Here is a 13,333-nt window from a genome sequence, read left to right as displayed (position 1 = left end):
GTCACCGGGAGCCGTCCTCGGAGGTCGGGGTCGGGATGGGCAGGGCCTGACCGGCCCGGTCGGCGAGGCCGCTGCGGTGCCGGGCCACCTCGACCCGGCCGCCGGCCCGGCGCAGCCCCGCGCCGGCCTCCGCGCCGGGTCGGGCCGCGTCGGTGCGGTCCAGGTAACGGGCCGCTTCCTCGTCCAGCAGCGCGCGGACCCGCTCCAGCAGGTCACCCCGGGCCTTCGCGGCGAGGGTACGCACCGCCTGGTCGCCGAAGATCGCCTGGAGCACGGCCTGCGCGGCGACGGTGGTGCCGGCCCCGGTGGCCACCTCCAGCCCGGTCGGGATGAAGGCGGTGGAGGCGAAGACGGCGATCATCACGGCCAGCCCGGTGGCGTTGACCGCGTACGCGGCCGTCCGGGCCACGAACCGGCGGTCGCCGCCCTCCTCCCGGACCAGCTCCAGCACCCCGCGCTGCCAGTCCCGGACCAGCCGCTCGGCCCGCTCGGGCAGGTCCGCCGAGGCGTGCGCCAGCGGCGGGTCGAGCAGCGCGACCCCGGCCGGGTTCGCCTTCCAGGCGGTGTACGCACTCTCCGCCGCCTCGGAGGCGACCCCGCGCAGCAGGGTGACCAGTTGCGACTCGATGGCGTTGCGCAGGTCGGTGGCGGGGGTGGCGGGCCGGCCGGTGACCGCGGCGACGACCCGGTCGCGCAGCCGGCCGATCCGGGCCTCCAGGGTCCGGAAGAACTCGCCGGTGCCGACGAACTCCTGCCAGCGGGCGAGCACCTCGCCGCGGAGCAACCGGCCGTCCTTCAGCCCCTCGGCCACGGTCCGGTGCGCGCCCCGGTAGGCGGCCCGGACCCGGTCGTCCAGCGCGTCGGCGGCGGCCACCTGCTCGTCGGCCGCGTCGGCGAGCATCTCCACCGTGGGGTGCAGCGAGGCGAGCGCGCCGTCCAGGGTCTGCCGGACCACGGCGGCCCGGGCCTCGGCGTCGGCAGCGAGCCGGGCGAACCAGCTGCCCAGGGGGGCGGTGACCCGGTCGGGCAGCAGGCCCTGGCCGTCGACCCAGGTTTCCGGCAGGACGAACAGCGGTGCCGCACCGAGCTCCTGGGCGGCGAGCATCTCGGACAGGTGGGCGGCGACCTCGTCGGCGGCCTCGGGTGGCACCCGGTCGAGCACCATGGCGATCGCGGCCCCCCGGGAGCGGGCGGTGCGCAGCAGCTCCCACGGGACGGCGTCGGCATACCGGGCGGCGGTGGTGACGAAGAGCCAGAGATCGGCGGCGGCGAGCAGTTGACCGGCGAGGGCCCGGTTGGCGTCGACCACCGAGTCGATGTCGGGGGCGTCGAGGAAGGCCAGCCCGGGTGGGAGCGCGGGCGCGGTGACCAGCTGCAGGGTGCCCGGGTCCTCGCTGGGCTCGTTGGTGCGGGTCAGGCCGGGCAGCAGCTCACCCTGGCGGAACCAGGCGGAGTCGGCCGGGTTGCAGACCAGCACCGGGGACCGGGTGGTGGGGCGGAGCACACCGGCGGCGCTCACCCGGGCCTGGACCAGGCTGTTGACCAGGGTCGACTTGCCCGCGCCGGTGGAGCCGCCGACGACCACGAGCAGTGGGGCGTCGAGTCGGGCCAGCCGGGGCAGCAGATAGTCGTCGAGCTGGTCGGTCAGCGTCCGGCCGGTGTGCCGGGCGGGTTCGGCCGAGGGCAGCGCCAGCGGGAACCGGGCCGCGCCGATCGCGGCCCGCAGGCCGGTGAGGGCGGCGGGCAGGCCGTCTCCGGTGGGGCCGGGCGGCGTCTCGTCGGTCTCCGACGGCCCGGTGCGGGCGGCGACGGTGGGCGCGCCGGACCGGGTGGCGGGATCGCCGTGCGTCGTCACCGCTAAAGCGTGCCCGACCGAGGCAACGGAGACAACCGGAGGGTAGTAACGGTCAGGTTGCGTCGGGTCGGCTCAACTCGACTTGCGCTTTGGCGATCGCGTGGCACTATTGAGTCAAGTTCACTCAACTTGTGGTGTGGTCGCTACGGGCGGCCCCCCCGGGCAGGCCCTCTGACCTGCCCACCCGTAACGAACGAAGCGAGGAAGCGAAGATGGCACGTGCGGTCGGTATCGACCTCGGCACGACGAACTCCTGCGTCAGCGTTCTCGAGGGCGGTGAGCCCACCGTCATCGCCAACGCTGAGGGCTCGCGGACGACCCCGTCGATCGTCGCGTTCGCCCGCAACGGCGAGGTGCTCGTCGGCGAGGTCGCCAAGCGCCAGGCGGTGACCAACCCGGACCGGACCATCCGCTCGGTCAAGCGGGAGATCGGCACCAACTGGACCGTCGACATCGACGGCAAGAAGTACACCCCGCAGGAGATCTCGGCGCGCACGCTGATGAAGCTCAAGCGGGACGCCGAGGCGTACCTGGGTGAGCAGATCACCGACGCGGTGATCACCGTCCCCGCCTACTTCAACGACGGGCAGCGCCAGTCCACCAAGGAGGCCGGTGAGATCGCCGGCTTCAACGTGCTGCGGATCGTCAACGAGCCGACCGCCGCGGCCCTGGCGTACGGGCTGGACAAGGGCTCCAAGGAGCAGACCGTCCTCGTCTTCGACCTGGGCGGCGGCACCTTCGACGTGTCCCTGCTGGAGCTGGCCGAGGGCGTCGTCGAGGTCAAGTCGACCAGCGGTGACAACCAGCTCGGCGGTGACGACTGGGACCAGCGGATCATCGACCACCTGGTGAAGACCTTCCGCGGCGAGCACGGCATCGACCTGGGCCAGGACAAGATGGCCCTCCAGCGGCTCCGCGAGGCGGCCGAGAAGGCCAAGATCGAGCTGTCGGCGGCCACCACCACCAACATCAACCTGCCGTACATCACCGCCGGCTCGGCCGGCCCGCTGCACCTGGACGTGACGCTCAGCCGCGCCGAGTTCCAGCGGATGACGCAGGACCTGCTGGACCGCTGCAAGGGCCCGTTCGAGCAGGCCGTGAAGGACGCCGGCATCAAGATCGCCGGTGTCGACCACGTGATCCTGGTCGGCGGCTCCACCCGGATGCCGGCCGTGACCGACCTGGTCAAGCAGCTCACCGGCCGCGACCCCAACAAGGGCGTCAACCCGGACGAGGTCGTCGCCGTCGGCGCGGCGCTGCAGGCCGGCGTGCTCAAGGGCGAGGTCAAGGACGTCCTGCTGCTCGACGTGACCCCGCTGAGCCTGGGCATCGAGACCAAGGGCGGCATCTTCACCAAGCTCATCGAGCGCAACACCACCATCCCGACCAAGCGGTCCGAGGTCTTCACCACGGCCGACGACAACCAGCCGTCGGTGCTGATCCAGGTGTTCCAGGGCGAGCGTGAGATCGCGGCGTACAACAAGAAGCTCGGCACCTTCGAGCTGACCGGCCTCCCGCCGGCGCCGCGCGGCGTGCCGCAGGTCGAGGTCACCTTCGACATCGACGCCAACGGCATCGTCAACGTGCACGCCAAGGACCTGGGCACCGGCAAGGAACAGAAGATGACGATCACCGGCGGCTCCTCGCTGCCGAAGGACGACATCGAGCGGATGCGCCGCGACGCCGAGGAGCACGCCGACGACGACAAGCGTCGCCGCGAGGAGGCCGAGGCCCGCAACGTGGCCGAGGCGCTCCAGTGGCAGACCGAGAAGTTCCTCGCCGAGAGCGGCGACAAGCTGCCGACGGAGAACCGGGAGCAGCTCAACGAGGCCCTCGGCGAGCTGCGCGGCGCGCTCGGCGGCCAGGACATCGAGAAGATCAAGGCGGCCCACGAGCGGCTCGCCCAGGTCTCCCAGCAGGCCGGTTCGCTGCTCTACTCGCAGCAGGCCGAGCAGGGGGAGCAGCCGGGCGAGGCCGGTCCGGGCGCGGGTGCCGGTGCCGGCGCGGGTGCCGCCGGGGCCCCGAAGGCGGGCGGCCCGGACGACGTGGTCGACGCGGAGATCGTGGACGAGGACAAGAAGTGACCGTCCGCGCCGAACTCACCGCACAGGGATCGAGGTAGTCGTATGACGGAGAAGCCACGAGCCGCCGACCCGGGCGCCTCCGGGTCGACGCCGGGTGGCTCCGAGCCCGCCGACGACGGGCCGCGGGTCGTCATCCGGAACAACCGCAAGCTCGGCAGGACCGAGGAGACGCCCGCCGCCGCCGACGCCGGGGCGGACGCCCCGGCCGAAGGGCTGGTCGAGGAGGCCGAGGTGATGGTCGACGAGATCGAGGCCGAGGCGACCGCGCTCGACGGCCCGGCACCGACCGGCCCACCGGTGGTGGACGCCCCCGCGCAGCCGGTCGACGGCAGCCCGACGGGCTCGCCGCTCGGTGCCGAGCTGGAAGCCCTCCGGGCCGAGCTGGACGAACGGACCCGGGACCTGCAACGGGTGTCGGCGGAGTACGCCAACTACCGCAAGCGGGTGGACCGGGACCGGGGCGTGGTCCAGGAGCAGGCGACCGGCTCGGTGCTGGCCGCACTGCTGCCCATCCTGGACGACCTGGACCGGGCCCGCGAGCACGGCGACCTGGTCGGGCCGTTCGGCACGGTTGCCGAGCAGCTCACCACGGCGCTGGGCAAGTTCGGCCTGACGCCCTTCGGTGAAAAGGGTGACCCGTTCGACCCGACCCGGCACGAGGCGGTCGCGCACCGGACCTCGCCGGACGTCGACGAGCCCACCTGCGTACAGGTGATGCGTCGGGGCTACCTGCGGGGTGAGCGGCTGCTGCGGCCGGCCATGGTCGCGGTCGCCGACCCGGAATAGTGCACGGCCATCCGGTCGCCCCGCCCACCCTCACCCGGTGGGCGGGGCGACCGGGCCACATCTCACGGAAGGGGGTGGACCGGTGAGTTCCAAGGACTGGATCGAGAAGGACTTCTACGCCACGTTGGGCGTGGAGAAGTCCGCCTCCTCGGACGAGATCAAGAAGTCGTACCGGAAGTTGGCCCGGGAGTCACATCCGGACCACAACCCCGGTGACCCGTTGGCCGAGGAGCGGTTCAAGGGCGTCTCCGAGGCGTACGCGGTGCTCGGCGACGACACCAAGCGCCGTGAGTACGACGAGATGCGCTCGTTGTTCGGCTCGGGCGCGTTCCGTCGGGGCGCGCGCGGCACGGGTCAGCCCGGCGGTGCCCCGTTCGACGTCTCCGACCTGTTCGGCGGCGGTGGTGGGGACACCCGGTTCGGTGGTGGCGGCTTCACCGACCTGTTCAGCTCGATCTTCTCCGGCGGTGGCGCCGGTGGTGCCGGTCCGACGCGGGCACGTGGCCCGGCCCGGGGCCGGGACGTGGAGACCGAGGTGGCCCTCGACTTCGGGGACGCGGTGCGGGGTGTCACCCTGCCGCTGACGCTGCGCGCGCCCGGGGTCTGCGACACCTGCCACGGCAACGGCGCGAAGCCCGGCACCCAGCCGACCGCCTGCCCGGTCTGCCACGGCGCCGGGGTGACCACCCGGGACCAGGGGTCGTTCAGCTTCTCCGAGCCGTGCCGCAACTGCCAGGGCGTCGGCACGGTCGTCGAGGAGAAGTGCCCCGAGTGCCACGGCACCGGCGGGGTCACCAAGACCCGCACGTTGAACGTCCGTTTTCCCGCCGGGGTGGCCGACGGGCAGCGGATCAGGTTGGCCGGGCGGGGCGAGCCGGGTCAGCGGGGTGGGCCGGCGGGCGACCTGTTCGTCCAGGTGAAGGTCCGCCCGGACGACCTGTTCGGGCGTACCGGCGACGACCTGACGCTGGCCGTGCCGATCACCTTCGCCGAGGCGGTGCTCGGCGTCGACCTGCGGGTGCCCACGCTGGACGGCGCGGTGACCCTGCGCGTGCCGCCGGGGACCCCGTCCGGGCGGGTGCTGCGGGCCCGGGGCAAGGGTGTGGTGCGTCGCGACGGCCAGGCCGGTGACCTGCTGGTCACGCTGGACGTGGTGGTGCCGGCGACGGTGTCGGACGAGGCCCGGGCGGCGCTGGAGTCGTTCGCCGGCGCGACGCCGCCAGCGGCCCGGGAACATCTCGACGCACGGGTGCGTCGGGTCGGCTGACCGGTGGACGGGTGCGGAGGTGAGAGGGATGTCGGACGGGTTCGTCGGTTCGGGTGACCCTGCCTACGAGGCCAAGGTGCTGATGATCTCGGTCGCGGCACGGATGGCGGGAATGCACCCGCAGACGCTGCGTCAGTACGACCGGCTCGGCCTGGTGCAGGCCGGCCGGGCCGCCGGTGGTGGGCGGCGCTACAGCGTGCGCGACGTGGTGCTGCTGCGCGAGGTGCAGCGACTCAGTCAGGACGAGGGCGTCAACCTGGCCGGGGTGAAACGGATCATCGGGCTGGAACGCCTGGTGGAGCAGGCCCAGCAGCGGGTGGCCCGGCTGGAGGCGGAGCTGGACGCCGCGTACCGGCGGATCGCCGAGCTGGAGACGCTGGCCAGCGGCTTCTCGCGGGGAGCCCTGGTGCCCACGAACCGTACCTCCACGGCGCTGGTCGTCTGGCGTCCCCGCCGCCAGCCCGACCGCTGACCGCCTGGCCTGGCCCGTCTGGCCTGGCCTGTCTGGGCAAGATCCACTTTCTTGAGCCGAAATAGCGGTGTTCCACGGCGGGGACACCGCTATTTCTGCTCACGAGAGTGGATCTTGGGGAGGTTCCGTCCCTTGCGGGTCGGTGGTGATCCGCGGGCGGGGGGTCGGGGGTTTTCCGGCGGCGGAGTGGTCGTTCCCGCTAGCCTCTGAATCAGGACCGACCGGCTCAATCCGGGCTCCGATGACGGGGGGAAACCGTGGCGGAATCGGCGAAGAAGGTGGCTCGGCAGGCGGAGGAGCGGCTCAACAAGGTGGCCGAGAACGTCCGGGAGAAGTTCGACCGGGTCACCGAGGGCAAGTTCTCCGACAAGGTCAAGGACGGCAGGTTCGCCGACCAGGGCGACCACGGCGTGGACCGGGGGCGGGCCGAGGAGAAACGCCGCAACCAGGGCGGATCGGCACGCTGACGATCCGCCGACGTGCGGGCCGGGACCCACGGGGGGTCCCGGCCCGTTCGCCTCGCCGTCGGGTCAGGTCGAGGTGTTTCCGTGGCGGCGGCCCGTCCTGGGCCGGGGAACGGTGGTGGCGGCCTGTCCTGGGCCGAGGCCACGGTGGCGGCGGCCCAGGCATGGGCCGGGGTGCGCTGTCGGTCAGCCGAGCCGGCGGTTGTCCCGGACCAGGCCGCCCTCGCACCAGTCGTGGTAGGTGAAGAGTTCCTGCCGGGCCAGCAGCACCCGACTGTTGTACGCCCAGTTGCGCACCAACTCGTCGCCGTCCCGCTCGGCCTGCTCCACCAGCTTGCGGAAGCGCCGCCGGGGGTGGGCGCGGAAGTTCGTCCGGATGCCGTCGGCCGCGTAGATGTAGAGGCAGTGCAGGGCGAAGCGGCGTGCCGGACAGCTCGGGTCCAGCGCCAACTCGAAGAGGGTGAGCACCAGGTGGTCGCCGGAGACCAACAGGTCCCAGTCCTGGGGCAGGGAGGTCAACGGCACCGAATCCGGCTGGTACGCCCAGGCCCGCAACTCCCCGGGCGACGGGTCGACGGGGTTGGCGAAGCCGTGGAACGGCGGACCTTGCACGCTCACCGGCAACCTTCCCGCTCACACCCGCGGGGTGCCTCCGTCCGCCCGCGAGACCCTGGCCTGCTGGGGCGCAACGCTAGCCGCCGCTGCCCGGCCGACGGAAGACCCCGCCGGGAGCAATTCGGCAACGGCGGTCCTGGCCAGGCCACCCGTGTCGGCGGCCTGGCCAGGCAGCTCTCAGTCCGTGGCGGGCACCGGCCGGGGGTGCTGGGCGGCGATCCGCCGACGCAGCCGCTGCTTGAACCAGCGCATGTCGGGCAGCCGGGCGAGCATCGGACCGGTGATGACGGTGATCAGCACGTACGCCGTGGCGAGCGCGGCCAGCTTGGGTTCGACGGTGCCGGCGGCGACGGCCAGACCGGCGATGACGATGGAGAACTCACCGCGCGGCATCAACGCGAAGCCGGCCCGCCAGCGGCCGGGCTCGGCGATGCCGGCCCGGCGGGCCGCCAGGTAGCCGGTGAGCAGCTTCGTCCCCATGGTGACCACGGCCAGCACGATCGCGGGCAGCAGCACCGGCGGCATGTCCCGGGGGTCGGTGACCAGGCCGAAGAAGACGAAGAAGACCGCGGCGAAGAGGTCCCGCAGCGGGGAGAGCAGTTCGGTGGCGTGGTGCGCCACCGGCCCGGACAGGGCGATACCGACCAGGAACGCCCCGACGGCGGCGGAGACCTGGAGTCGGGCGGCGATGCCGGCCACCAGCAGGGTCAGGCCGAGCACCCCGAGCAGCAGCGCCTCCGGGTCCTTCGCCGACAGGGCGGCGGAGATCAGGTGGCCGAAGCGGATGGCGACGACCAGCACGATCACCACGGTGAACACCGCGACACCCAGCGCGATCCCACCCTTGACCAGGCCCACGCCGGCCAGCAGCGCGGTCACCAGCGGCAGGTAGAGCGCCATCGCCAGGTCCTCGATGACCAGCACGGAGAGGATGACCGGGGTTTCCCGGTTACCGACCCGGCCGAGGTCGCCGAGCACCTTGGCGATCACCCCGGAGGACGAGATCCAGGTGATGCCGCCGAGCACCACGGCGGCCACCCAGCCCCAGCCGAGCAGCAGTGCGAAACCGAAACCGGGCAGGGCGTTGAGCGCCGCGTCGATCAGGCCGGCCGGGGCCGCCGAGCGCAGGTTGCCGACCAGCTCGTTGGCGCTGTATTCCAGGCCGAGCATGACCAGCAGCAGGATGACGCCGATCTCGGCGCCGACGGCGAAGAACTCCTCGCTGGCGGCCAGCGGGAGCAGGCCACCGTGACCGAAGGCGAGACCGGCGACCAGGTAGAGGGGGATGGGGGAGACGCCGAACCGGCGGCTGAGCCGGCCGAGCAGCCCGAGTAGAAGCAGGAGCGCGCCGACCTCGATGAGCAGTGTGGTGGTTTCGTGCATCCGCCTCAGCCGTCCGGGTCACTGTCGGCGAGGATGGCGGTCACTCCGTCGAGACCCTGCCGGGTCCCGACAACGACCACCACGTCACCGGCCGCGAAGCGGAAGGTGGGATCGGGCGAGACGTTGACCTCGCCCTGCCGGAGCACCGCCACGATGGAGGCGCTGGTGCGGGTACGCGCCTTGGTGTCACCGAGCCGCTTGTTGACGTACTTCGACCCGGCCGGAATGGCGATCTGCTCGGTGAGCAGCCCGGCCGCCTGCTCGCGCAGGCCGGAGAGCTGACCCAGCATCAGCGACGCGCCGAGGATGTCGGCGAGGGCTTCCGCCTCGTCGTCGGTCAGCGGGACGTCGTGCTGGCAGGAATCGGGATCGTCCGGATCGTAGAGCACCAGGTCGCGGCGGCCATTGCGGTGGGATACCACGCCGAGCCGGCGGCCGGATTCCGTCATCAGATCATGACGTACGCCGATTCCCGGTAAGGGGGTCTGTTCGACACGTACTCGCACGGACGTGAGGCTATACCCTGCCGGAAAGACCGACCCGCCGGACGTCTGCGCTGCTGGTGGGCACCCTGCCGTCGACACCGCCCGTGTTGGCCGACCCACCGACCGGTAACCCTGTGGGCCGGGCGGCCGGCTCAGGATGAGGCGTCGGCGGGTGTGGCGACGAAGACTCCGACCCCTTCCAGGGTTTCGGTGAGCCCGGTGGCGCGCAGGATCATCATGGCCTTGCCGACCACGGTGTCCGACACGCTGTACTCCTTGCACAGCTGCGACCTGCTCGGCAGCTTGGTGCCGGGCGGCCACTCTCCCGAATCGATCTTGTTCTTCAGCTCGTCTGCGAGCACCTGGTACTGCTGCTTGGGCATACACACTCCCCGGATGGCACGCCCATTTGATCACGCGGGCACCTCCGACCTCAAGCAATCGTGGGTGGGTTGTTGACCTGCAACCGGTACCGATTGTAGGTTCGTCGTGAACGCCCCCGGATGGCACTTGGGGCGCTCGCGGTCGGGGCGGGCATCCCCCGTGGCCCGTCCCGACCAGGCCAGCGGCCCTGTCGTCGTACCGCCGAAGTGGGCTGCGATGGCAGGGCGGGCAGTCCGGCCGAGCCGACAGCGCGGCCGGGCTGCCCTTCCAGTACCGCGACACCGAGCCGTCCAACGAAGGAGCGCCATGGCGTACGAGTCGCCGCACCCACCGTCGAAGCTCGATCTTGGTCAACTCAGGTGGGGCGATATTGCGGTGTCCGAGCCATCGCGATACCGCCATTGGGCCGATATTGCTTCGGCCCGCCCGGGGTGGCGTGAGCCGGGTCGGGCGGGTGGGGAGGCGTGACCGGGCGGTATGTCGTACATCTGCCGGTCAGTGCTGCGGATCTGGCGCGGGCGAAGATGCTCGCCCGGACGGCGGCCCGCTCGCTGGCCTTTCTCGCCCATGTCGACCCAGGCGAGACCACCGTCTCGGCCGAGGATGATCAGGGGGTACGCCACCGGGTCTTCTGCGACAACCGGCTGGACAGTGGCCGGCGGTGCGTGCTCCGGGCCGACCACGAGACCCCCTGCACCTCCCGCCTGCCCCGTTGGCCACCGAACGCCGCCCGTCTGCCCCGCTGACCCTGGCCCAGTCAGCCTCAGCCGCCGGTCAATGTGACCCACGCCACATTGGAAGAGTTGAGCGGAATAGGCTCAACTCTGGTGGTGTCTCTTACTAGTGGACACGCCGATACCGGGGGAGCCCATGAACACGGAACGACTCACCACCAAGAGCCGCGAAACCATCACCGGTGCCGTCGCGCTGGCCAACCAGCGTGGTCACGCCACCGTGGAATCCTGGCACCTGCTGCTGGCCCTGCTCGACACCGACGGCTCGACCGCCGCCGGCCTGCTGCGCGCCGTCGGTGCCGATCCCGCCGAGCTGCGCCGGGTCACTCAGCGCGCGGTCGACGCGTTGCCCGCCGCGCGCGGCTCCAGCATCGCCGAGCCCACCCTGGCCCGCGAGTTCGTCAACACCATCGGGGCCGCCGAGCAGATCGCCCGGCCGCTCGGCGACGAGTACACCTCCACCGAGCACCTGCTGGCCGGCCTGGCCCGGGTGGGTGGCGCGGTGTCCCACGCGTTGAAGTCCGCCGGGGCCACCGAGGAGACCCTGGTCGCCGCGTTCCCGACCGTGCGGGGCGGGGACCGGCGGGTCACCACCGCCGACCCGGAGCAGACCTACCAGGCGCTGACCAAGTACGGCGTCGACCTCACCGCCAGCGCCCGGGACGGCAAGATCGACCCGGTGATCGGCCGGGATTCGGAGATCCGCCGGGTGATCCAGGTGCTCTCCCGGCGTACCAAGAACAACCCGGTGCTGATCGGCGAGCCCGGCGTCGGCAAGACCGCGATCGTCGAGGGCCTGGCCCAGCGGATTGTGGCCGGCGACGTGCCGGAGTCGCTGCGGGACAAGAAGCTGGTCTCGCTCGACCTCGGCGCGATGGTCGCCGGGGCGCAGTACCGGGGCCAGTTCGAGGAGCGGCTCAAGTCTGTCCTGGAGGAGATCAAGAACTCCAACGGGCAGGTCATCACCTTCCTCGACGAGCTGCACACGGTGGTCGGCGCGGGCAAGGGCGAGGGCTCGATGGACGCCGGCAACATGCTCAAGCCGATGCTCGCGCGCGGCGAGTTGCGGATGGTCGGCGCGACCACCCTCGACGAGTACCGCGAGCACATCGAGAAGGACCCGGCGTTGGAGCGCCGCTTCCAGCCGGTGCTGGTCGGCGAGCCGACCATCGAGGACACCATCGGCATCCTGCGCGGCCTCAAGGAGCGCTACGAGGTGCACCACGGCGTCCGGATCACCGACGCCGCGCTGGTCGCCGCCGCGTCGCTGTCCGACCGCTACATCACCGACCGGTTCCTGCCCGACAAGGCGATCGACCTGGTCGACGAGTCCGCGTCCCGGCTCCGGATGGAGATCGACTCCCGGCCGGTCGAGGTGGACGAGATCGAGCGGGCGGTCCGCCGGCTGGAGATCGAGGAGATGGCGCTGGCCAAGGAGCCCGACGCCGCCTCCGCCGAGCGGCTGGAACGGCTGCGCAAGGAGCTGGCCGACAAGCGCGAGCAGCTCACCGCGCTGTCCGAGCGCTGGCAGACCGAGAAGAGCCACATCACCAAGCTCTCCACCGCCAAGGAGGAGCTGGAACGCCTCGGCGGCGAGGCCGAGCGGGCCGAACGCGACGGCGAACTGGAACGCGCCGCCGAGCTGCGCTACGGCCGCATCCCGGCACTCCAGGTCGACCTGGCGAAGGCCGAGGAGGAGCTGGCCCGGCTCCAGGCCGACGGTGCGATGCTCAAGGAGGAGGTCGGCGCGGACGATATCGCCGCCGTGGTGGCCGCCTGGACCGGCATCCCGGCCGGCCGGCTGCTGGAGGGCGAGACCGCCAAGCTGCTCCGGATGGAGGAGTCGCTGGGCGGCCGGGTCGTCGGCCAGGCCGAGGCCGTCGGTGCCGTCTCCGACGCGGTACGCCGGGCCCGGGCCGGCGTCGCCGACCCGGACCGCCCCACCGGCAGCTTCCTCTTCCTCGGCCCCACCGGCGTCGGCAAGACCGAGCTGGCCAAGGCGCTCGCCGAGTTCCTCTTCGACGACGAGCGGGCCATGGTCCGCATCGATATGAGCGAGTACGGCGAGAAGCACTCGGTCGCCCGCCTGGTGGGTGCCCCGCCCGGTTACGTCGGGTACGAGGAGGGCGGTCAGCTCACCGAGGCGGTGCGCCGCCGGCCGTACTCGGTGATCCTGCTGGACGAGGTGGAGAAGGCCCACCCGGACGTCTTCGACATCCTGCTCCAGGTGCTCGACGACGGTCGGCTCACCGACGGCCAGGGTCGTACCGTCGACTTCCGCAACGCGATCCTGATCCTCACCTCCAACCTGGGGTCGTCGGTGATCAGCGACCTGACGCTCGCCGAGGAGCAGCGCCGGGAGGGGGTGCTCGCGGTGGTCCGCTCGCACTTCAAGCCGGAGTTCCTCAACCGGCTCGACGACATCGTGGTCTTCGCCGCGCTGCGCGGGGACGACCTCCGGTCGATCGTCGACATCCAGCTCGGACGGCTGCGCCGTCGGCTCGCCGACCGCCGGTTGGCGCTGGACGTCACCGACGCCGCCCGGACCTGGCTCGCCGAGCACGGGTACGACCCGATCTACGGTGCCCGCCCGCTCCGCCGCCTGGTCCAGTCGGCCATCGGCGACCAACTCGCCAAGGCGCTGCTGGGTGGCGTGATCCGGGACGGCGACACGGTGCGGGTCGACCTCTCCGACGGCAAGGACGGCCTGACCGTCACCACCAGCTGACCCTCCCCGGGCCGACCCGCCCGCCCGGCCGGGCCGACCCGGCCCTCCACCAGCCCTCCGTGCCGGCCCTCCACCA

At 72.0% G+C, this 13,333-nt stretch carries 12 protein-coding genes; 7 read left to right on the top strand and 5 right to left on the bottom strand.

Annotation, left to right across the window (positions count from 1 at the left end):
* Position 1: 1 nt before the first annotated feature.
* Positions 2-1,855, bottom strand: a complete 1,854-nt coding sequence (locus tag GA0070216_RS27840; protein ID WP_091252226.1) for a GTPase domain-containing protein — start codon at positions 1,853-1,855, stop codon at positions 2-4.
* Between the two features lie 212 nt (positions 1,856-2,067).
* Between GA0070216_RS27840 and dnaK the strand changes: the two genes are divergently transcribed.
* The 5 genes from dnaK (at position 2,068) to GA0070216_RS27815 (ending at position 6,931) form a co-directional block, all read left to right on the top strand.
* Positions 2,068-3,939 (top strand): molecular chaperone DnaK, encoded by a 1,872-nt coding sequence (gene dnaK / locus GA0070216_RS27835; RefSeq protein WP_091252223.1) that lies wholly within the window; start codon positions 2,068-2,070, stop codon positions 3,937-3,939.
* A gap of 42 nt (positions 3,940-3,981) precedes the next feature.
* Complete coding sequence (grpE, locus tag GA0070216_RS27830) at positions 3,982-4,725, top strand: nucleotide exchange factor GrpE (RefSeq protein ID WP_091252221.1); 744 nt, start codon at positions 3,982-3,984, stop codon at positions 4,723-4,725.
* A gap of 82 nt (positions 4,726-4,807) precedes the next feature.
* A complete protein-coding gene (dnaJ, locus tag GA0070216_RS27825; RefSeq protein WP_091252220.1) occupies positions 4,808-5,992 on the top strand; it encodes a molecular chaperone DnaJ in 1,185 nt (394 codons plus the stop codon).
* Between the two features lie 28 nt (positions 5,993-6,020).
* A complete protein-coding gene (locus tag GA0070216_RS27820; protein ID WP_091252218.1) occupies positions 6,021-6,464 on the top strand; it encodes a heat shock protein transcriptional repressor HspR in 444 nt (147 codons plus the stop codon).
* Positions 6,465-6,721: 257 nt separating this feature from the next.
* Positions 6,722-6,931 (top strand): hypothetical protein, encoded by a 210-nt coding sequence (locus GA0070216_RS27815; RefSeq protein WP_091252216.1) that lies wholly within the window; start codon positions 6,722-6,724, stop codon positions 6,929-6,931.
* 183 nt (positions 6,932-7,114) lie between these two features.
* Here the strand turns inward: GA0070216_RS27815 and GA0070216_RS27810 are convergent, their stop codons facing one another.
* The 4 genes from GA0070216_RS27810 to GA0070216_RS27795 form a co-directional block, all read right to left on the bottom strand.
* Positions 7,115-7,546 (bottom strand): hypothetical protein, encoded by a 432-nt coding sequence (locus GA0070216_RS27810; RefSeq protein WP_091252214.1) that lies wholly within the window; start codon positions 7,544-7,546, stop codon positions 7,115-7,117.
* Positions 7,547-7,720: 174 nt separating this feature from the next.
* Positions 7,721-8,926: a cation:proton antiporter gene (locus GA0070216_RS27805; protein ID WP_091252212.1), complete on the bottom strand. Its 1,206-nt coding sequence runs from the start codon at positions 8,924-8,926 to the stop codon at positions 7,721-7,723.
* A gap of 5 nt (positions 8,927-8,931) precedes the next feature.
* Positions 8,932-9,432, bottom strand: a complete 501-nt coding sequence (locus GA0070216_RS27800) for a cation:proton antiporter regulatory subunit (RefSeq protein WP_091252210.1) — start codon at positions 9,430-9,432, stop codon at positions 8,932-8,934.
* 131 nt (positions 9,433-9,563) lie between these two features.
* Entirely contained in the window at positions 9,564-9,794 is a 231-nt protein-coding gene (locus GA0070216_RS27795; protein WP_091252208.1) for a winged helix-turn-helix domain-containing protein, read from the bottom strand.
* Between the two features lie 465 nt (positions 9,795-10,259).
* On the opposite strand from GA0070216_RS27795, the gene GA0070216_RS27790 reads away from it, so the two are divergent.
* Positions 10,260-10,541 carry a hypothetical protein gene (locus GA0070216_RS27790; protein WP_091252205.1) on the top strand — a complete coding sequence of 94 codons (282 nt, stop codon included), beginning with the start codon at positions 10,260-10,262 and terminating at the stop codon, positions 10,539-10,541.
* 124 nt (positions 10,542-10,665) lie between these two features.
* Positions 10,666-13,257: an ATP-dependent chaperone ClpB gene (gene clpB / locus GA0070216_RS27785; protein WP_091252204.1), complete on the top strand. Its 2,592-nt coding sequence runs from the start codon at positions 10,666-10,668 to the stop codon at positions 13,255-13,257.
* Positions 13,258-13,333: the final 76 nt, after the last annotated feature.

This window comes from Micromonospora matsumotoense (genome assembly GCF_900091525.1).
In the GTDB taxonomy this organism is placed as follows: Bacteria; Actinomycetota; Actinomycetes; order Mycobacteriales; family Micromonosporaceae; genus Micromonospora; species Micromonospora matsumotoensis.
The sequence above is the reverse complement of the archived record's forward strand: the minus strand, read 5'-3'. Positions and strand labels throughout refer to the sequence as shown.